Consider the following 19,009-nt stretch of genomic DNA (forward strand, 5'->3'; position numbering starts at 1 on the left):
CTCTCAGTTCTTAATAAAACGTCAGTCAACTCATTATTCTGACTGCTGTTAAACATCATTTAAAAACTACCGCCCCATCATCTTTCCGGGGCGGCTCAAATTCGTCGCTATTGCGCGCTCATATCTATAAGCAACCCGCAATCAGAAACTGTACGTCACCTTCAGGCTTCCCGTTGGCGACGTTTTACGTTGCACGATCGGGCTATCACCCGCATCCCCCGTCAGCTGCGTTACGCCCGCGGAGGTGAGAACGCTCCAGCGCGAGGTGAGCCTGTAGGTCCAGTCAAGGTTCATCGACCAGGCGTAAATTCCCGCTCCGGCGTCATGTCGGGCAAATCCCGATGCGGCGGACTGGGCAGCATTAACCCCATAGTACGTTTGCATGTACTTGCCGGAACCCCAGCTGCCCGTCAGCCCCAGCGTCACCGCATTTTTCGACGATGTGTAGAGCGGGCTGGAAATGCCGAAATGCACCGCCTCACCGTTGTCTCTCTCAGAAACCGGGATCTCAGCCTGCAGCTGCAGATTGAGCCAGTCGGTCACCTTATACCCCAGCCCCGGCACCACGATAGCGGAACCTTTGATATCGCCCATCCCCCGCAGGTAGTCGCTGCCGGAGCTGATCGAATCACTGCTCACGTCTTTATCTTTACGGCCTGTTCGGTAGCTCAGTGCGGCGTTGTAATCCAGGTTGCCAATGTTGTTTCCGTAACCGATACCCCGCGTGGTGCTGATAAAGAAACCATTTGCCATGGAATAATCTATTACCTGAGCTGCCGAGACCCGGCTTTTATCCGAACCCGAGTAGCGTGGCGCGACGTCCACGCCTCCCCCCAGGGTTAAGACATTGCCCTGTTTCTGCTCTGCCGCCAGTACCGGGGTAGCCAGTAACGCCAGAATAACGCCCGGCACGATGTTTTTCAGTCTGCGGCTCGGAAGTAAATAGGGGAAAGTATGACGCAGTTCGATGTTACTCATTGAAGAAGTCCTTTGGATTCAAATGATTGCAATGCAAGCGGTTTACACGCCAGAGCACTCATTCTGAATACTCACCCTGAGGTTCTTATGAGCCGAAAATGAAGAAACGCTGAAGCGCGTGCGGGCGCTGTCAACCGGACGGATTTCCTGCTACCGTTTTTTTCTTAAGTTGTTCTTCATTCACTGTTGATACAGTTACCAATGTGAAAATCTTACTAATCGAAGACGACCTGGATCTCGGCAATGGCGTACGTATCGCCCTTTCAGATCAAGGGTTTGATGTCATATGGGTTCGCCGTAAAGAGGATGCGCTGCATCAGCTTGAGGTCGGCGTGCCGGAACTTATTCTGCTCGACCTGGGGCTGCCCGACGGCGACGGCATGAGCCTGATGACGCGTTTGCGCCAGCAGCTTAAGGGGATCCCCGTCATTATCCTGACGGCGCGAGGCACCCTGCAGGATCGCCTGTGCGGGCTGGATGCTGGCGCAGACGACTATCTTGTCAAACCCTTCGTTCTCGCCGAACTGCTGGCGCGAGTCAGAGCCCTTGCGCGACGCAGCTACGGTTTTGAAAATGAAGCGATAGAAATCAGGAGCTTATCGCTTCATATTCCGACGCGTCGCGTAACGGTGAACGCGCGTCACGTTGAGTTGACGGCCAGTGAATATGCGCTGCTTGAAACGTTGATGCTGCGCGCTGACCGGGTGATCACGCGGCGGTTCCTGGAAGAGAGGATATTTGGCGCGAAGGAAAATCTCAGCAATGCGCTCGACGTGCATATGGGGAATTTGCGGCGAAAAATTGGTGACGGCTATGTACGAACGGTGCGGGGCGTCGGGTATGTCATTGATACCGTCGCTATCCAGAAGGTGACAGATTAATGCGAAATGTCTGGCACCAACTGAGGCGCCCAACGCTGGTACGGCGAATTATCATCGCCCAGATGCTGCTGCTTACCCTGCTGTGGTGTCTTTTTTTAACCTTTATTTTATTGGAAGACCTGCGTAGCCCTCCGATACTCACGGGAAGTAAGACTTACGAAACCATTTTTACTCTGGTTGATCTCAGTGACGAGCGCCCGCAGGATCGTAATGATGTTCTGGAAGCATTCAGCAAAGCGTTGCGGGAAGGCTATGGCGGCGGTGAAGATCCGGAGCTGTCGATTAACCTGATCGTTCGCAAAAACAACGCGGTTATTTTCTCTTCTGATGGTGCACCTACGGGGGTAAAAAACACCAGACTGGGCGAAATGCAGCGCGTTCAGAGTGAAGGTCACGCCTGGACGAGCCGCACGCTTAAATCCCCCCACTCCAACGTGGAGGTTACCCTTTTCACCCCTGCCGGAAGCTGGAACTTCTTTATCTACCTGAACTCGCGGGGCTACTACATTATGCCGCTGCTGGTATGCATTCCTTTTCTTCTGTTTCCTGCGTGGCTGTCAATCCGCATTGCGATGCGCCCCTGGAGCAAGGTGGTTAATGAGATTTCATTACGTTCGCCTGACGATCTCTCCCCTTTAAAGGCCGTTCCCGGGCATAAGGAACTCCGCCAGATGGTGGACGCGATTAATGACTTTCTTGCCAGAGTGCGGGAAAGCGCGGAACGCGAACGGGTATTCATTGCGGACGCCGCGCACGAGCTGCGTACGCCGCTGGCCGCGATGCGCATCAACGTGGAGGCGCTGCAGTCCTGGGTGAGCAGCGAGAGCCAGCGGCAGCTGCTTGCAGGGATTGTGCGCAGCAATAGCCGGGCGGCCCGTCTTGTCAACCAGCTGCTGCTGATGATGCACAGTGAAGCGCGCATTGACACCGCGATGGAGCCCGTGCCGCTAACCTCGCTCATACAAGAGCGGATGGCTGCGCTGGAGCCGCTAGCGTCCGGGCGCAAGATTGAGCTGGAATTCTTCGCTGAGGATGAGATTTGGATCGCTGGCGTCAGGGAGCGTCTGATGTCGCTTATAGACAATCTCATTGAAAACGCCGTGAAGTACAGTCCTGAGGGCGGGCGGATTCAGGTAGAGGTACGCTCAGCAGATAATTCAGCCCAGCTACGCGTCTCCGATCGGGGGCCGGGTATCCCGGTTGAATTGCGCGAGCGCGTATTCGACCGGTTTTTCCGCGATCCCAATCAGCTGCAAAGCGGGAGCGGACTGGGGCTTGCCATTGTCAAAGCCGTTGCACAGCAGCACGGCAGCAGCGTAAACCTGAGTACTTCCGCAAAAGGTGGCCTCCTGGTGACGGTTGACTTCCCGAACCGCACGTATAGCTAAACCAGAACAGGGTGTTTGATCGCAAATGCCGCAGATTGCTTCAAAAAAATTACCGTATTTGTTATATTGTTGTTTATTGCTTATTCACCTCTGCGGTGCCAAAAAGAACAAGATTCACCGCAACCCAGGAAAGAGAAATGTTAGATTACCGCTTCCCGACAGCTTTGCAGATGGTTCTCAGCGTAGCGATGGCGGAGCAACTAGGTGAACGTTCGACGAGTGCGATTCTGGCCTACGGCCTGGAAGCCAACCCGAGCTTTATCCGCAAATTGATGGTTCCACTCACGCGTGACGGCATTATCGTCTCAACGCTTGGCCGCAACGGCTCAATTCATCTTGGACGTCCGCCGGAAGAGATTACCCTGCGCGATATCTACCTTTCAGTTACCGAAGATAAAAAACTCTGGGCGTCGCGCCCGGACGTGCCGGCCCGCTGCGTGGTCAGCGCGAACGCCTGCTGGTACTTCAAATCTATTTCCGAAGAAGCAGAGCAGGCTTCGCTCGCGGTATTAGCGCGCCACACCGTGGCAAGCGCGCTGGACGAGGTCAAAAAAGCCGATACCAGCGGGTGCGATCCTTTACCTGAACTGATTGCCCAGTACAAAAAAGCCCAGTAATTTACGCAAAAAAAAACCGCCCTCATAGTGAGTGCGGTTTTTTGTTATCTGCGATATCCCTACGCAGGCAGAACCTCTCTTTCCACTTTGCCGCGCGTCACGAACTTACGCAGCGTCACGTAAAAGACCGGCGTCAGGAACAGACCAAACAGCGTCACGCCCAGCATCCCGGAGAAGACCGTAATCCCGGTGACGCCGCGCACTTCTGCGCCCGCGCCGTGACCGAGGATCAGCGGAATGGTCCCGGCGATAAAGGCGATGGATGTCATCACAATCGGACGTAAACGCAGGCGGCACGCTTCCAGCGCTGCTTCCATGATGCCTTTACCCTGAATTTCCAGCTCGCGGGCAAACTCCACGATAAGAATCGCGTTTTTACAGGCCAGTCCCATCAGCACCACCAGCCCCACCTGCACGAAGACGTTGTTATCGCCCCCGGTCAGCCAGACGCCAAACAGCGCGGAAAGCATGGTCATCGGAACGATGAGGATCACCGCCAGCGGCAGCGTCCAGCTTTCATACAGCGCCGCCAGCACCAGGAACGCCAGCAGTACCGCGACCGGGAAGACGATCAGCGCCGTATTGCCCTGCGTGGCCTGCTGGAAGCTCAGATCCGTCCATTCAATGTTCATTCCATTCGGCAGGATCTGCTTAGACATCGCGTCCAGCTGCGTCATCGCCTGCGCGGACGAGAGTACGCGCGGGTCGGCATCGCCAATCAGATCCGCCGCCGGGTAGCCATTATAGCGGATCACCGGATCCGGTCCGTAGGTGGTCGTGATTTTCACCATACTGCCAATCGGCACCATTTCGCCCTGGCTATTCCGGGTGCGTAAATTCGCAATATCTTCCACGCTGTCGCGGAACTGCCCGTCTGCCTGCGCCATCACGCGCCAGGTGCGCCCGAACTGGTTGAAGTCGTTCACGTACGACGAGCCCAGATAGGTTTGCAGCGTACCGAACAGATCGGTCAGCGACACGCCCTGCGCTTTCGCCTTATCGCGGTCAACCTGCACGTCCAGCTGCGGAACGTTAGCCTGATAGGTTGAGATCGGGAAGTGCATTCCCGGCGTCTGCATAATCGCACCGGACATGGTGTTCACCGCGTTTTGCAGCGCGCCATAGCCCAGACCCGCGCGATCCTGAATATACAGCGAGTAGCCAGACCCCTGACCCAGCCCCAGAATCGGCGGCGGCAGAATGGAGAAACCAAAGCCCTGCTGGATTTGCGCGATTTTCGCGTTGATCTCCGCGTTAATTTCCGCCGCAGAGTGCTTGCGCTGGTCAAACGGCTTCAGGCCAAAAAACACCGTCCCGGTATTCGGCGTGTTGGTAAACTGCAGCGCGTTCAGCCCCGGGAAAGCCACCGCGTAGTCCACGCCTTCGGTATTCATGCCGATTTCGCTCATTTTGCGGATCACCGCGTCGGTGCGCGCCAGCGACGAGCCTTCCGGCATCTTCACGCCGCCAATCAGGTAGAGCTTATCCTGTGTCGGAATAAACCCGCCGGGTACCGCTTTAAACATGACGCCCGCGGCACACAGCAGCAGCAGATACACCACAAACACCGCGCCGCGTCGGCCAAGCGTTTTGCCCACCAGCCCCTGATAGCCGTTAGAGCTACGATGGAAAAAGCGGTTAAACGGACGGAAAATCCAGCCGAACAGGCGATCGATAAGCCGGGTCGGGAAGTCTTTCGGCGCGCCGTGCGGTTTTAACAGCAGCGCGGCCAGCGCCGGAGAGAGCGTTAGCGAGTTAATGGCGGAGATCACCGTGGAAATCGCTATCGTCACCGCAAACTGCTTGTAGAACTGACCGGTTACGCCGGAGAGGAACGCCATCGGCACGAACACCGCGCACAACACCAGCGCAATTGCGATAATGGGCCCGGAGACTTCACGCATCGCCTGATGCGCCGCCGCAAGCGGCGCAAGCCCCTCTTCAATGTTTCGCTCGACGTTTTCCACCACCACGATGGCATCGTCCACCACGATACCAATCGCCAGTACCAGCCCGAATAAACTCAGGGTGTTAAGCGAAAAGCCCAGCAGATAGAGAATGCTGAACGTCCCCACCACCGACACCGGCACCGCGATCAGCGGAATGATCGACGCGCGCCAGGTTTGCAGGAACAGGATCACCACCAGTACAACCAGCACCACCGCTTCCAGCAGGGTTTGCACCACCGCACGGATGGAGTCGCGCACGAAAACCGTCGGATCGTAAGGTGCCGCCCACTTCATATCTTCCGGGAAACGGGTGGACAGCTCGTCCATTTTGGCACGCACCGCGTTAGACAAATCGATGGCGTTCGCCCCCGGTGACTGGAAGATACCAATCCCGACCGCGTCTTTATTGTTAAGCTGGGAACGCAGCGCATAGCTGCCGGAACCCATTTCAATCCGCGCCACGTCACGCAGGCGCACGACCGAACCGTCCTCCGACGTTTTCAGGACAATGTTGCCAAACTCTTCTTCGGTATGCAGACGACCCTGGGCGTTAATGGAGATCAGGAAATCGCTCTCTTTCGGCAGCGGCTCGGCGCCAAGCTGGCCCGCGGAGACCTGCACGTTCTGCTCCTGCATTGCCGTGACCACGTCCGAGGCGGTCAGCCCGCGGGCCGCGACCTTGTTCGGATCCAGCCAGATGCGCATGGCGTATTCACCGGAGCCGAAAATCTGAATCTGGCCGACGCCGGGCAGACGCGCCAGCTCGTCCTTCACCTTCAGCGTGGCGTAGTTGCGCATATACAGTGAATCGTACTTACCGTTGGGCGAGAACAGATGCACCACTAGCGTCAGCGTTGGCGACTGCTTCTGCGTCGTGATGCCCAGGCGCCGCACGTCTTCCGGCAGACGCGCCTCGGCCTGCGCTACGCGGTTTTGCACCTGCACCTGCGCCTGATCCGGATCGGTACCCGGACGGAACGTGACGGTAGTAACCAGCACGCCGTCCGAGCCGGCAACGGATTTCATGTACATCATGTTCTCGACGCCGTTGATCGCCTCTTCCAGCGGCGTCGCCACGGTCTCGGCAATCACTTTCGGGTTGGCGCCCGGATACTCCGCGCGCACCTGTACGCTTGGCGGTACGACGTCAGGATATTCACTCACCGGCAGAAGCGGGATGGCGATTAATCCTGTGATAAAAATCAGAATCGACAGTACGGCAGCGAAAATCGGCCTGTCGATGAAAAAGCGGGAAAAGTCCATGGGAAGGATTCTCAGGTCAAGTGATCAGTTGAGGGCGGTGCTGGTGGTCATGGCGACGGTTTTCGCGTTCACCGGCATACCCGGCATGAACACTTTCTGTAGACCGTCAACGATGACCTTATCGCCAGGTTTCAGCCCCTGCTGCACGATGCGTAAACCGTCGGCCAGACGCCCCGGCGTAATATCGCGACGCTGCGCTTTACCCTCTTTATCCACGATATAGACATACTTGCGATCCTGGTCAGTCAGTACCGCTTTGTCGTCAATAAGCATGGCCTGGAATTCCGCGCTGCCCGGCAGGCGCACGCGGGCAAAGAGTCCCGGCGTGAACTGACGCTGCGCGTTATCCAGCAGCGCGCGCATGCGGATCGTACCGGTACTCGGCGTGAGCTGATTATCAAGGAAATCCACTTTACCCTGATGGGGGTAGCCCTCCTCGCCGGCAAGGCCGATCTCAACCGGTAGCGCCGTATGGTGGCTGGACGCCCCCTGCCCGTTGCGGGCGAGATTTTGATAGTGAAGATAGGTTGACTCATCCACGTCAAAGTAGACGTAAACCGTCTTCTGCGAGACCAGGGTGGTGAGCACGCTGGCGCTGTCGCCCGCGGAGACCAGATTGCCGCTGGTGATTAACGCCCGGCTGGCGCGGCCATCAATAGGAGCCGTCACTTTGGTGAAGTCGAGATTCAGCTGCGCGGCGTCTACCGCAGCCTGGGCTGCGCGAATATCGGCCTGCGCCTGAATGGCGGCCGAACGGCGCTGCTCCCACTCTTCACGGGATACCAGGTTGGTATTAATGAGTTTATCGGTACGGTTAGCCTCGCTTCGCGCCAGGCTGGCCTGCGTTTTGGCTCTCTCCAGCGTCGCCTGCGCCTGCTCCAGGGCGGCGCGATAGGTTCGGTCATCAATCGTGAACAGCACCTCGCCCTTTCTCACCTCCTGGCCGTCGGTGAAATTCACTTTGTCGATGTAGCCAGAGACACGGGGACGAAGCTGCACGCTTTCCACGGCTTCAATCCGGCCGTTAAAGCTATCCCACTGGCTAATGGATTTCACAACCACGTCTGCAGCATTAACGGCGGGCGCGGGCGGCGCGGCGTTTTGCGCGACGCTGTCATCACATCCGACGAGCAGCACGGAGAGCATCATCGCTCCCAGCGCATTCAGATGATAGTTTCCCCAGGTTTTTTGCAGGCTCATTATTTTTATTCCGGTAATTGTAGCCGCCGGGCAAGACGCAGCGGGAGGTGCCGCGCCACTTCCTTTGTCCGGGCTGGCTTAAGGCCATTTGTGTCGTTCATCGCCACAAAACTGTAACAGTTTCGAATACACTATCGCGGCGATTGTAGGAATGCGCCTAACTAAGTGCAAGAATAATTGTTGCACTTTATGTGCTATTTGAGGCGGCGTTAAAAGGCCCGTTTCGGGCAAGGATTTAAATGCAACAATAAAACTTGCAATTATCGAGAAACCAGGCCACCTTAAAATGCAACAGATAAAGATACCTTTCTATCGCTGCGTGGGGGAAACCTGATGAACACTGGCGCATTTATGCATGATTTACTCGACTGGATTGATAACAACCTCGACAGTCGCCTGGACATTGAGACCGTCTCCAGGCGCTCCGGCTACTCGAAATGGCACCTCCAGCGCCTGTTTAAAGAGCACACGGGCTATCCCCTCGCCGGCTATATTCGCGCGCAAAAGCTGCAAAAATCGGTTGAGCGCTTAGCCCACAGCGATGAACCCATCCTGAACGTGGCAATCGCGCTCGGGTTTGACTCTCAGCAGTCGTTCAACCGCAGCTTTAAGCGCCAATTCGGTCAGGCACCTGGCGCATGGCGACGCAGTATCGGCGGCCGTGAAACGCAGCCGATGCACCAGTAGCTCACTTTTTACTGCAACATCATCCCGAAGCTGTTATACTGTATATAAATACAGTATGAGAGGTGCGTGATGGCTGTTGAAATAAAATATGTTGTCGTAAGAAAAGGTGAAGAGAAAATGACATTTGCCAGTAAGAAAGAGGCTGACGCTCACGACAAGCTGCTCGATATGGCAGACGCGTTCACCGACTGGCTGTTGCAAAGCGGAATGCAGATGGATGAAACGCAGGCTGAAAATCTTGGTCTGTATCTCGCCGAGCAGAAAGAGACCGTGCAGCATATTCTGCGCACCAGCAAGCTCCCTGCTCTCGATGCCCCTGCGGCTGACAGTAAAAAAATCAGAGCGGTAAAAGCTGCCTGATTGCCACATCGTCACCGAGCCTGACGCCGCAAGCAGCATGCTGCTTGCGGCTTTTTTATTAACGTCACGCGCCGGATTGCGGCAAGGCATCAATCATCTCTTGTAGTTCATTGTACAGTCTTGCCACATGGAAACCATCGCACACGGAATGATGAACCTGAACGGCAAGGGGCAATAATACTTTGCCATCTTGTTCATAGTATTTTCCAAGCGTAAACATAGGGGCAAAAAAGTTCTTCATGTGCGCAACGTTGACGTTAAAGCTGGTAAAACTCACCCAGGGAATACCCGATATGAAAAAAATATTTTCCCGGGATTCTTCTTTAGGCCAATAAGAAAAATTATTACCGTAGCGCGCAATGTCTTCAGCGTAGGTCTTCTGGAAGTGCTGAATATTGCCATCATAATGGCTCCATAATGATGAAAAGGTCTCTGTTTCATTATGGAAAATGGTATAATTTGGATGAACTTCATTCCATATAATAAGCTCATTGTCTTTCATGGCCATACGGAACTCCGGATGACTGTTGACGATTTTCGAAATGAGAAAAATAATAGTTGGGTAAAATTTCCAGCCGACCGCTTTGATATGTTTTAACAGCGCAGTAATATCGATTAAAACCGTCTGGTTAAACGTCGACTGAGCGAACCCCTGAAAAATCTCAAAATGTTCCTTCCTTGCCCAACGAGATAAGTCAACGGACGTATATTCAGGGGTTATTTTTTCCATTTCTAAGCCTTTAATGAGCAAGCATATCTCTGATGTTAGCCTAAATTTTTTCCATGCATTAAGCAAGCAGGCGCCTCTGGAGAAAACGGCGCGGAATAACCGCCATTACGCACCCTGAAGACGTAACGTTTCCGCTTAAAACGCGCTGACATGCCCGTACAGAGCACTCCTCACTCAATATTATCCCTCCCTCTTCGCGCAAAGGGTGTATTGTTTTTAAATGATTAATCCCCCTGAAGAGAAGCGGCGTCATGATTAACATCCTCGGTAAAACCACCTCCATCAACGTTCGTAAAGTGCTCTGGACCTGTGAAGAAGCGGGCATCCCTTACCTGCAGGAAGACTACGGCAGCGGTTTTGCCTCAACAGAAACGGATGACTTCCGCGCGCTGAACCCCAATGCCATGGTGCCGGTGCTGATGGATGACGATTTCGTGCTGTGGGAGTCCAACGCCATCTGCCGCTATCTGGCGCGCAAGGCCGGACGTCACGATCTGCTGCCTGCAGAGCCGCAGGCCTGCGCCAACGTTGAGCGCTGGATGGACTGGCAGGCAACTGAATTCAATAACGCCTGGCGCTATGTCTTCCCGGCGCTGGGACGAAAAAACCCGGACTTTAACGACCCTGCGCGCATTGCGGCGGGAATAAAAGAGTGGAACCACTGCATCACCATTCTGGAAAACCAGCTGCAGCGCACCGGGGCCTTTGCGGCGGGCGAGACGTTTACCCTTGCGGACGTGGTGCTTGGGCTGTCGGTGAATCGCTGGAAGATGACGCCGTTTGACAAGCCCGACGTGCCGGCGATTGAGGCCTGGTATGAGCGCCTCAACCAGCGCCCGGCGTTTTTGCGTCACGGCAATAACGGCATGATATAAATTATTTACGCCCACACCTTGAGCAAGGATATTTTATTTAATTACTAAACCCTGATTGGCGTCAGAGGGAATAATAATTAAGCCATATCCTGGACAGCCCGTTGCACCGCTTTGCTAGCCTGACTATTCAGGCAAAGCTCAACCCGGAGGTATTCTTGCTGATTAGACTCAAGAAAGAACGAACGCATAAGGAGGATCGTCGGCTTGCCCTCTGGCTGGCGACCTCGGCAGGTTTGCTTAACGCCATCGCCCTTGGGGCATTTGGCTTTTTCCCCTCTCACATGACCGGCAATACCTCACAATTATCCAGCGAAGTCTCCTCCACCGATCTGAGCGATATGATTTTCTTTGGCTCGATTATTCTCTCTTTTGTCACCGGCGCCATCCTTGCTCGTCTTATAGTACTCTGGGGCATTATCCGCAATATCAGGCTGGTTTTTTGCCAAATCCTTTTCGTCGAGGGGGTACTATTGACCGGCATCTCTCTCTACGAGATGTATTTCCACGCCCTCACGAGCAACCGCGAGATTATTATTTTTCTGTGCGGCCTGATGGGCATTCATAATTCAACCTCCACGCAGCTCTCCGGAGGGCGGGTGAGATCGACGCACATTACCGGCACGCTAACGGATGCAGGCATATCACTGGCCTCCGTGCTGGTGGCGATGCTTCGCAGGGATTACTCGAAGGATACCGCGGCACAAAAAAGTCAGCTGAAAACTCACTTAACCACCATTTTCTCGTTTATGAGCGGAGGGATTGCTGGGCTGCTGTTGTTCAGATGGATTGGGTTTAACGCCATGCTGGCGCTTGGGCTGCTGCTCGCGATTGTTGCCATTTTTTCTATCATTAGCATCTCGGTTCGCGTTCGCCGGGTTCGTGCCTCTATCTAAATAACGAACGACTCTCGGCGTAAGGGCGCCCTTTAATATGTGACACTGTCACTATTGAAAATTCGCTTTAGGACTATTCTGCCCGGCACGCAACCAGCCCTTACGCCATAAGGCTTTAATTAAGGTTGTCACTAATTTCATAGGGTTACTGATTTCCCCCCTTCGCTGGAACCCTTCCCAAACGCTTGCTATAGGTCAATTACCCCTGCCGAAACATGGCATAACAACAGGCAACCGGTGGTTGCTATAACGCATGCGCACAGGGAGACACACCGCAATGCACCCATTACTCAAACGCTCGCTGCTATTTGTCGGCGCCATTCTCGTGGTCCTCGCCCTCCTCGTCTGGGGAATCGGGCTTGAGACAATCAAGGCGCGTCAGGTTGACCTGGTCTACCTCGGGCAACAGCACATGATTCTGGTTTTCTCGTCGATGTTTTTTGCCCTGCTGGCGGGCATTCCGGCCGGTATTCTGCTGAGCCGTCCGGCCGCGCGGGGCGTCGCCGAATACGTGATGCAAATCTTTAATGTCGGCAACACCCTGCCGCCGCTGGCCGTGCTGGCGCTGGCGATGGTGGTGATTGGTATCGGCGATACGCCCGCCATCATCGCCCTGTTCCTCGCCTCGCTGCTGCCGATTGTGCGCAATACCTACGCCGGGCTGTGCTCCGTCCCGTCGTCGCTGCTGGAAGCGGCAAACGGGATTGGGATGACCAAATGGCAGCGCCTGCGCCAGGTTGAGCTGCCCAACGCCTGGCCGGTTATGCTCTCGGGGATCCGCATCGCTACCGCCATTAACGTCGGTACCGCGCCGCTGGCGTTTCTGATTGGCGCCAGCAGCTACGGCGAGCTGATTTTCCCGGGCATTTACCTGAACGATTTCCCGACCCTGATCCTCGGCGCGGCGGCCACCGCCCTGTTCGCCCTGATCCTCGACACCCTGCTGGCGGCGCTGGGTCGCGTGATGAGTCCCCATCTCGCTCGATAACAATAACAAGGAGCTATTATGAGACTGATATCCAGCCTGGCGGCGCTGTGTGCCGCGGCGCTGTTCACCGGCCAGGCGATGGCGGCCCCGCTGATTCTGGCGACCAAGAGCTTTACCGAGCAGCACATTCTCTCGGCGATGACCGTACAGTACCTGCAAAAGAAAGGTTTTCAGGTTCAGCCAAAAACCAATATTGCCACGGTGATCTCCCGCAACGCGATGATCAACAAGCAGATTGATATGACCTGGGAGTACACCGGCACGTCGCTGATCATCTTCAACCACATCAACAAGCGCATGTCGCCGCAGGAGTCCTGGGAGACGGTGAAGCGCCTGGATGCGAAGCACGGTCTGGTGTGGCTCAAACCCGCCGACATGAACAACACCTACGCCTTCGCCATGCAGCGCAAGCGCGCCGAGGCGGAGCATATCAACACCATGTCGGAGATGGTGGCGAAAATTGAACAGGTTCGCAAAACCAACCCGGACAAAAACTGGCTGCTGGGCTTAGACCTTGAATTTGCCGGGCGCAGCGACGGCATGAAGCCACTGCAGGAGGCCTATAAGATGGATCTGGACCGTCCGCAAATCCGCCAGATGGACCCGGGTCTGGTCTATAACGCCGTGCGCGACGGCTTCGTCGACGCCGGTCTGGTTTATACCACCGACGGGCGCGTGAAGGGCTTTGATCTCAAAGTGCTGGAAGACGATAAAGGCTTCTTCCCGAGCTACGCGGTCACCCCGGTGGTGCGCAAGGACACCCTGGAGGCCAATCCCGGTCTGGAAGAGGCGCTCAATACCCTCTCGGCCCAGCTCAACAACGACGTTATCACCGAGCTGAACAAGAAGGTGGATATTGACCATCAGTCACCGCAGCAGGTCGCCCGCGATTTCCTGCGTAGCAAACAGCTGCTGTAGGAGGCGCTATGGATACCGTTCACTACATTCTGGACAACTGGGACTATTTGTTAACCCTCACGCTGCAGCATCTGTGGCTGGTGGCGCTGGCCGTGGGCTTAGCGATTATCATCGGCGTCCCGCTGGGCATTTTGATTGTGCGCCACAAGTGGCTGGCGACGCCGGTGCTGGGGATTGCCACCATCGTGTTGACCATCCCGTCCATTGCCCTGTTTGGCCTGATGATCCCGCTGTTTTCGCTGATCGGTCAGGGGATTGGCGCCCTGCCCGCAATCACGGCGGTGTTTCTCTACTCGCTGCTGCCGATCGTGCGTAACACCCACACGGCGCTCGACAGCCTGCCGCCGGGCCTGCGCGAAGCCGGACGCGGCATCGGCATGACGTTCTGGCAGCGTCTGCGCTGGGTGGAAATTCCGATGGCGCTGCCGGTGATTTTCGGCGGGATCCGCACCGCCGTGGTGATGAACATCGGCGTGATGGCGATTGCCGCCGTGATTGGCGCGGGCGGACTTGGCCTGCTGCTGCTTAACGGCATCGGCGGAAGCGATATTCGTATGTTGATTGCGGGCGCGCTGATGATCTGTCTTTTAGCGATTGTGCTCGACTGGCTGCTGCACCGTCTGCAGGTGGTTCTGACTCCAAAGGGGATTCGATAATGATAAAACTGGAAAACCTCACCAAACAATTTTCACAGAAGCACGGCCAGACCTTTAAGGCCGTCGATAACGTCAATCTGAACGTGCCCGAAGGGGAAATGTGCGTCCTGCTCGGCCCGTCCGGCTGCGGAAAGACCACCACCCTGAAGATGATTAACCGACTTATCACCCCAAGCAGCGGAAACATCCTGATTAACGGCGAGGACACCAGCGGGATGGACACCGTCACCCTGCGCCGCAACATCGGCTACGTGATCCAGCAGATTGGCCTGTTCCCGAACATGACCATTGAAGAGAACATCACCGTCGTGCCGCGCATGCTGGGCTGGGATAAAGCGCGCTGCAAAGCCCGCGCCGAAGAGCTGATGGATATGGTGGCAATGGATCCGCACAAGTTCCTCCACCGTTATCCGCGCGAGATGTCCGGCGGCCAGCAGCAGCGTATTGGCGTTATTCGCGCCCTGGCGGCGGATCCTCCGGTACTGCTGATGGATGAACCCTTCGGTGCGGTGGACCCGATCAACCGTGAGGTGATCCAGAACCAGTTCCTGGAGATGCAGCGCAAGCTGAAAAAAACCGTCATGCTGGTGAGCCACGATATCGACGAAGCCCTTAAGCTCGGGGACCGCATCGCGGTCTTCCGTCAGGGAAAAATCGTCCAGTGTGCCAGCCCGGACGAACTGCTGGCGAAACCGGCGAACGAATTTGTCGGCTCGTTTGTCGGTCAGGACCGCACGCTGAAGCGCCTGCTGCTGGTCTCCGCCGGCGACGTCACCGACCAGCAGCCGACCATTACGGTACGGGGTTCGACTCCGCTCCCGGAAGCCTTTGCAACCATGGATGATAACGATATTCGCGCGATTACCGTGGTTGACGAGCACGGCAAGCCGCTGGGCTTTGTGAAGCGTCGCGAAGCGCGTAACGCCAGCGGGACCTGCGCCGACATCCTGCATCCGTTCCGCATGACCGGCAAAGCCGAAGACAACCTGCGCGTGGTGCTGTCACGCCTGTATGAGAGCAACACCAGCTGGATGCCGATCGTGGATGAGGACGGGCGCTACAACGGCGAGATTTCGCAGGACTATATTGCCGAGTATCTGAGTTCAGGGCGTACGCGCCGGGCGCTGAATATTCATAGCGACAGTTAATTTTTCCAGCCGGGCATCGCCCGGCTTTTTCGCACGCATACCTTTTGCTAACCCCACGATTTCCCGCCACAATATTGTATCGTCCCCGTTTACTCGCGACCCATGCAACGTCTTCATACGTACCCCGACATCCGCGCAATGTTTCGCCGACTCCTGATTGCCACCGTCACCGGCGTGCTGGCCGCGCTGGCCGTTGCGGTGTTCCGCCACAGCATGTACCTGCTGGAGTGGCTGCTTCTGAGCAACGACAGCGGCAGCCTGGTGAATGCCGCCGCGTCGCTCTCCCCCTGGAGGCGCGCGCTGACACCCGCGCTGGGCGGGCTGGCTGCCGGGCTGTTGCTCTGGGGATGGCAGCGCCTGACCGCCCAGCGGCCTCATGCCCCCACCGATTATATGGAAGCGCTGGAGACCGGCGACGGTCAGTTTGATTACGGCGCGAGCCTCGTTAAATCTCTTGCTTCGCTGCTGGTCGTTGCCAGCGGAAGCGCCATCGGCCGCGAAGGGGCCATGATCCTGCTTGCCGCCCTCGCCGCCTCCTTTTTTGCCCGGCGCTTTACGCCCAAATCGGAATGGAAGCTTTGGATCGCCTGTGGCGCCGCCGCCGGGATGGCCAGCGCCTACCATGCTCCGTTAGCGGGAAGCCTGTTCATTGCAGAGATTCTGTTTGGCACGCTGATGCTGGCCTCGCTCGGCCCCGTGGTGATTGCGGCGGTGGTGGCGCTTCTTACGACGCAACTCATGGCACCGGGTGCCGGTACGCTCTACGAGGTCCATCTGAGCGGCATTCTCACCGCGGCCGATTATGCCCTGCTGGTCGCGATGGGGCTGCTGGCAGGTCTCTGCGGACCGCTGCTGATGTGGCTAATGGCGTTCAGCCACGGGCTTTTCCTGCGCCTCAGGCTTTCGCCGCCGTGGCAGCTGGCGCTCGGCGGCTTGATTGTTGGGCTGCTTTCTCTTTTGACGCCGAAGGTTTGGGGAAACGGCTACAGCGTGGTTCAGGCTTTTCTGCTCGCCCCGCCGCTGCTGTCGGTGATTGCCGGCGTGTTCATCTGTAAATTGCTGGCGGTGCTGGCAAGCAGCGGTTCGGGTGCGCCGGGCGGGGTATTTACGCCTACGCTGTTTGTCGGTATGGCTACGGGGATGCTGTTCGCGCAGCTTTTCGCGCTGTGGCTGCCGGGTTCTGAGACGGCCATGTTGCTGGGGCTGACCGGGATGGCAACGCTGCTCGCTGCGACCACGCATGCGCCGATTATGTCGGCGCTGATGGTCTGTGAAATGACCGGGCAGTATTTTTTACTGCCCGGTTTACTGGTCGCCTGCGTGATAGCGTCCGTACTGTCGCGGACGTTACGCCACGACTCGATCTACGGTCAACACGCCACCGAGGGCAGAGAGATCGATGTACTGCGCTAGCTCGCGCTGCTCGGCGCGAGGCAGATAAGGCAGCTCGCCCACCAGCGGGCCAGGCAGTTTGGTGCTCAGTACGTCGATGATCTCCGCGTAGTGCGCGAGGCCTGGATTAATACGGTTTGCCACCCAGCCAGCCAGCGGCAGGCCGTCATTGGCAATCGCCTGCGCCGTCAGTAGCGCGTGGTTGATACACCCTTCCTGGATCCCCACTACCATCACTACCGGCAGCTGCTCCTGCACGACCCATTCAGACAGCGGGCGTAAATCATTCATCAGGCTGCGCCAGCCGCCCGTTCCTTCGACGACTACGTGATCGACCTGCTCACTCAGGTTCGCCAGCCCGTCGGATAACAGGGAATAATTGATCGGGCCGCTGTGCGCCACACTGCTTTCATCTTCGCTTAACGCAATGGGATTGACCGCGTGGTAAGGCAGTTCCAGTGACGAGACGCTTTGCAGCACCAGGGCGTCTTTATTTCGCAATCCCTCTGGCGTCTCTTTACTCCCTTTTGCGACCGGTTTGTACCCAGCGACGCGTTTACCGCTTGCTGTCAGAGCCTGCAGCAATGCGCGGGATACAACGGTCTTGCCGACAGAGGTATCTGTACCAGTAACAAAGAAACGCTTAAGCATGACTCACTCCACCTCTTGGGTATGCTTCGAAAATATCAACCAGGTAAATAATTCAGTGGAGGAAGTCTACGGGATGCGTGCGCTACCCGGCTTGAGATAGCGCAATTTTTCTTACATCTGCGGAAAAGAGTTAACCCTGTAACAGGCGGATAAGCAGCGAGCCGTTGTACATGGCATCTTTGACCAGCGCCGCGCCGGCCATTGTGCCCTGGTTGGAAAACTGGGTACTTTCTACCGCAATATTTCTGCTGTAGGCGGGAAGCGACTGCTGCTGAATACAGGCCGTAATCGCCGGAAAAAGGATCTCCGCCGCCTGGCTGAGCGGTGAGCCGATCAGGATTTTTTGCGGATTGAAGAGGTTCACCATAATCGCCAGAATGCGGCCTACGTTATTACCCACCCCGGTAATAATGTCCTTCGCCAGCAGATCCCCCTGACGCGCGGCGGCGCAGAGGGAATCCACCGTTAAGGGTTGGCCGTGAAGCGAGGAGCTCATGGACTGACTGAGCCTCACCTGCGCCAGTTCGAGCACGCTTTCCACGCTGGCGATCGTCTCCAGACAGCCATGGTTCCCGCAGTAGCAGCGTTTACCGTACGGGTCGACCTGGGTATGACCAATTTCCACCAGGCTGCTGCTCCCGGCGTGGAGAAGCCGTCCGTCGGTGATCACCCCCGCCCCGACGTTATGGTCGATGACCACCTGAATGACATCCCGCGCACCGCGCGACGCGCCAAACAGCGCTTCCGCCATCGTCCAGGCGCTAATGTCGTGCTGAATATAGACCGGCACGCCGGTATGGTTTTCCAGCACTTCGCCCAGCGGCATCTCTTTAACATCGTCGTAAAACGGCATGCGGTGAACAATACCATTTTCGGTATCAATAATGCCGGGCATGGTGATGGCAATCGCCGTTAAGCGTTCAAGCCGCTGCTGATGGCGAATAAAGAAGCGATCGATATGGGAGACAATCGCATCGAGAAGCGGTTCCTCGGCGTTGAGCGGCAGTTCAAGCCGGTCTTCCACCACCAGCTTGCTGCTGAGATCGCGCAGCGCAAGGAAGATCTCTCCGCGGCTGATGCGCAGCGAGAGGTAGTGCCAGGCTTCCGTCTCGACCACCAGGCCGACCGCCGGACGACCACGGCTGCCCGGCTCCTGAATTTCCGTCTCCTGGACCAGGTGCGCTTCCAGCATTTCGCGGACAATTTTGGTGATACTGGCAGGTGCCAGCTGTGCCAGGCGCGACAGATCGATACGCGAAACCGGACCAAGCTGATCAATCAGGCGATACACCGCGCCAGCGTTGGTCTGCTTAATCTGATCAATATGCCCTGGCTGACTATCAGCAACCACCTCGTACTCCCTTATTTTCGAGCTTCGAAATAAACTGTTGGCTATGGTGAAGCACTTCCATGGGTGTCGTCAAATATTTACTTA

18 protein-coding genes are annotated in these 19,009 nt (G+C 56.5%); 12 read left to right on the forward strand and 6 right to left on the reverse strand.

Translation table 11 applies throughout. The annotated features are described in order from the left end of the window. Positions 1-141 precede the first annotated feature (141 nt). A complete protein-coding gene (locus IM271_RS01725) occupies positions 142-978 on the reverse strand; it encodes a MipA/OmpV family protein (RefSeq protein ID WP_193052077.1) in 837 nt (278 codons plus the stop codon). Between the two features lie 203 nt (positions 979-1,181). Between IM271_RS01725 and IM271_RS01730 the strand changes: the two genes are divergently transcribed. The 3 genes from IM271_RS01730 to IM271_RS01740 all read left to right on the forward strand — a co-directional run bounded on the left by IM271_RS01730 (position 1,182) and on the right by IM271_RS01740 (position 3,864). Continuing rightward, positions 1,182-1,859 carry a response regulator gene (locus tag IM271_RS01730; RefSeq protein ID WP_028012995.1) on the forward strand — a complete coding sequence of 226 codons (678 nt, stop codon included), beginning with the start codon at positions 1,182-1,184 and terminating at the stop codon, positions 1,857-1,859. Next, on the forward strand, positions 1,859-3,247 hold the full coding sequence (locus IM271_RS01735) for a HAMP domain-containing sensor histidine kinase (protein WP_193052078.1): 1,389 nt from the start codon (positions 1,859-1,861) through the stop codon (positions 3,245-3,247). The genes IM271_RS01730 and IM271_RS01735 overlap by 1 nt, the downstream gene beginning before the upstream one ends. Positions 3,248-3,384: 137 nt before the next feature. Beyond that, positions 3,385-3,864: an Rrf2 family transcriptional regulator gene (locus tag IM271_RS01740; protein WP_028012993.1), complete on the forward strand. Its 480-nt coding sequence runs from the start codon at positions 3,385-3,387 to the stop codon at positions 3,862-3,864. Positions 3,865-3,923: 59 nt separating this feature from the next. Here the strand turns inward: IM271_RS01740 and oqxB are convergent, their stop codons facing one another. Continuing rightward, positions 3,924-7,076 (reverse strand): multidrug efflux RND transporter permease subunit OqxB, encoded by a 3,153-nt coding sequence (oqxB, locus tag IM271_RS01745; protein WP_028012992.1) that lies wholly within the window; start codon positions 7,074-7,076, stop codon positions 3,924-3,926. A 24-nt stretch (positions 7,077-7,100) separates the two neighbouring features. After that, positions 7,101-8,276 carry an efflux RND transporter periplasmic adaptor subunit gene (locus IM271_RS01750; RefSeq protein ID WP_193052079.1) on the reverse strand — a complete coding sequence of 392 codons (1,176 nt, stop codon included), beginning with the start codon at positions 8,274-8,276 and terminating at the stop codon, positions 7,101-7,103. Positions 8,277-8,609: 333 nt separating this feature from the next. Between IM271_RS01750 and IM271_RS01755 the strand changes: the two genes are divergently transcribed. Beyond that, on the forward strand, positions 8,610-8,963 hold the full coding sequence (locus IM271_RS01755) for a helix-turn-helix domain-containing protein (RefSeq protein ID WP_028012990.1): 354 nt from the start codon (positions 8,610-8,612) through the stop codon (positions 8,961-8,963). A 69-nt stretch (positions 8,964-9,032) separates the two neighbouring features. Beyond that, positions 9,033-9,323: a YebG family protein gene (locus tag IM271_RS01760; RefSeq protein ID WP_028012989.1), complete on the forward strand. Its 291-nt coding sequence runs from the start codon at positions 9,033-9,035 to the stop codon at positions 9,321-9,323. A gap of 64 nt (positions 9,324-9,387) precedes the next feature. Here IM271_RS01760 and catA read toward each other — a convergent pair whose 3' ends face one another. Next, entirely contained in the window at positions 9,388-10,053 is a 666-nt protein-coding gene (gene catA / locus IM271_RS01765; RefSeq protein WP_048956348.1) for a type A chloramphenicol O-acetyltransferase, read from the reverse strand. A gap of 251 nt (positions 10,054-10,304) precedes the next feature. Here catA and IM271_RS01770 point away from each other — a divergent pair, with 251 nt between their 5' ends. From IM271_RS01770 to clcB, 7 genes are all read left to right on the forward strand, one after another. After that, positions 10,305-10,928, forward strand: a complete 624-nt coding sequence (locus IM271_RS01770) for a glutathione S-transferase family protein (protein ID WP_069732349.1) — start codon at positions 10,305-10,307, stop codon at positions 10,926-10,928. Positions 10,929-11,083: 155 nt separating this feature from the next. Beyond that, a complete protein-coding gene (locus tag IM271_RS01775) occupies positions 11,084-11,821 on the forward strand; it encodes a YoaK family protein (RefSeq protein WP_193052080.1) in 738 nt (245 codons plus the stop codon). A 277-nt stretch (positions 11,822-12,098) separates the two neighbouring features. Further along, on the forward strand, positions 12,099-12,809 hold the full coding sequence (gene osmY / locus IM271_RS01780) for an osmoprotectant ABC transporter permease OsmY (protein WP_193052081.1): 711 nt from the start codon (positions 12,099-12,101) through the stop codon (positions 12,807-12,809). 18 nt (positions 12,810-12,827) lie between these two features. After that, positions 12,828-13,727 carry an osmoprotectant ABC transporter substrate-binding protein OsmX gene (gene osmX, locus IM271_RS01785; RefSeq protein WP_041910236.1) on the forward strand — a complete coding sequence of 300 codons (900 nt, stop codon included), beginning with the start codon at positions 12,828-12,830 and terminating at the stop codon, positions 13,725-13,727. A gap of 8 nt (positions 13,728-13,735) precedes the next feature. Then, positions 13,736-14,383 carry an osmoprotectant ABC transporter permease OsmW gene (osmW, locus tag IM271_RS01790; RefSeq protein ID WP_028012983.1) on the forward strand — a complete coding sequence of 216 codons (648 nt, stop codon included), beginning with the start codon at positions 13,736-13,738 and terminating at the stop codon, positions 14,381-14,383. Continuing rightward, positions 14,383-15,531 carry an osmoprotectant ABC transporter ATP-binding protein OsmV gene (osmV, locus tag IM271_RS01795; RefSeq protein WP_193031283.1) on the forward strand — a complete coding sequence of 383 codons (1,149 nt, stop codon included), beginning with the start codon at positions 14,383-14,385 and terminating at the stop codon, positions 15,529-15,531. Before osmW ends, osmV begins: the two co-directional genes overlap by 1 nt. Before the next feature lie 102 nt (positions 15,532-15,633). Next, on the forward strand, positions 15,634-16,944 hold the full coding sequence (gene clcB, locus IM271_RS01800) for a voltage-gated ClC-type chloride channel ClcB (protein ID WP_193052082.1): 1,311 nt from the start codon (positions 15,634-15,636) through the stop codon (positions 16,942-16,944). Here the strand turns inward: clcB and bioD are convergent. Continuing rightward, positions 16,879-17,574: a dethiobiotin synthase gene (gene bioD / locus IM271_RS01805; RefSeq protein WP_028012980.1), complete on the reverse strand. Its 696-nt coding sequence runs from the start codon at positions 17,572-17,574 to the stop codon at positions 16,879-16,881. The two genes, clcB and bioD, sit on opposite strands and share 66 nt — an antisense overlap. Before the next feature lie 130 nt (positions 17,575-17,704). Then, positions 17,705-18,925, reverse strand: coding sequence for a sugar metabolism global transcriptional regulator Mlc (gene mlc, locus IM271_RS01810; RefSeq protein ID WP_041910244.1), 1,221 nt, complete (start codon positions 18,923-18,925; stop codon positions 17,705-17,707). Positions 18,926-19,009: the final 84 nt, after the last annotated feature.

This window comes from Enterobacter cloacae complex sp. I3, assembly GCF_014896175.1.
Lineage (GTDB): Bacteria > Pseudomonadota > Gammaproteobacteria > Enterobacterales > Enterobacteriaceae > Enterobacter > Enterobacter bugandensis.

Coding starts and splice junctions, on each gene's coding strand:
- IM271_RS01725 (WP_193052077.1), bottom strand. CDS start 978: ATGAGTAACATCGAACTGCGTCATACTTTCCCCTATTTACTTCCGAGC.
- IM271_RS01735 (WP_193052078.1), top strand. CDS start 1,859: ATGCGAAATGTCTGGCACCAACTGAGGCGCCCAACGCTGGTACGGCGA.
- IM271_RS01740 (WP_028012993.1), top strand. CDS start 3,385: ATGTTAGATTACCGCTTCCCGACAGCTTTGCAGATGGTTCTCAGCGTA.
- oqxB (WP_028012992.1), bottom strand. CDS start 7,076: ATGGACTTTTCCCGCTTTTTCATCGACAGGCCGATTTTCGCTGCCGTA.
- IM271_RS01750 (WP_193052079.1), bottom strand. CDS start 8,276: ATGAGCCTGCAAAAAACCTGGGGAAACTATCATCTGAATGCGCTGGGA.
- IM271_RS01755 (WP_028012990.1), top strand. CDS start 8,610: ATGAACACTGGCGCATTTATGCATGATTTACTCGACTGGATTGATAAC.
- IM271_RS01760 (WP_028012989.1), top strand. CDS start 9,033: ATGGCTGTTGAAATAAAATATGTTGTCGTAAGAAAAGGTGAAGAGAAA.
- catA (WP_048956348.1), bottom strand. CDS start 10,053: ATGGAAAAAATAACCCCTGAATATACGTCCGTTGACTTATCTCGTTGG.
- IM271_RS01770 (WP_069732349.1), top strand. CDS start 10,305: ATGATTAACATCCTCGGTAAAACCACCTCCATCAACGTTCGTAAAGTG.
- osmY (WP_193052081.1), top strand. CDS start 12,099: ATGCACCCATTACTCAAACGCTCGCTGCTATTTGTCGGCGCCATTCTC.
- osmX (WP_041910236.1), top strand. CDS start 12,828: ATGAGACTGATATCCAGCCTGGCGGCGCTGTGTGCCGCGGCGCTGTTC.
- osmW (WP_028012983.1), top strand. CDS start 13,736: ATGGATACCGTTCACTACATTCTGGACAACTGGGACTATTTGTTAACC.
- osmV (WP_193031283.1), top strand. CDS start 14,383: ATGATAAAACTGGAAAACCTCACCAAACAATTTTCACAGAAGCACGGC.
- clcB (WP_193052082.1), top strand. CDS start 15,634: ATGCAACGTCTTCATACGTACCCCGACATCCGCGCAATGTTTCGCCGA.
- bioD (WP_028012980.1), bottom strand. CDS start 17,574: ATGCTTAAGCGTTTCTTTGTTACTGGTACAGATACCTCTGTCGGCAAG.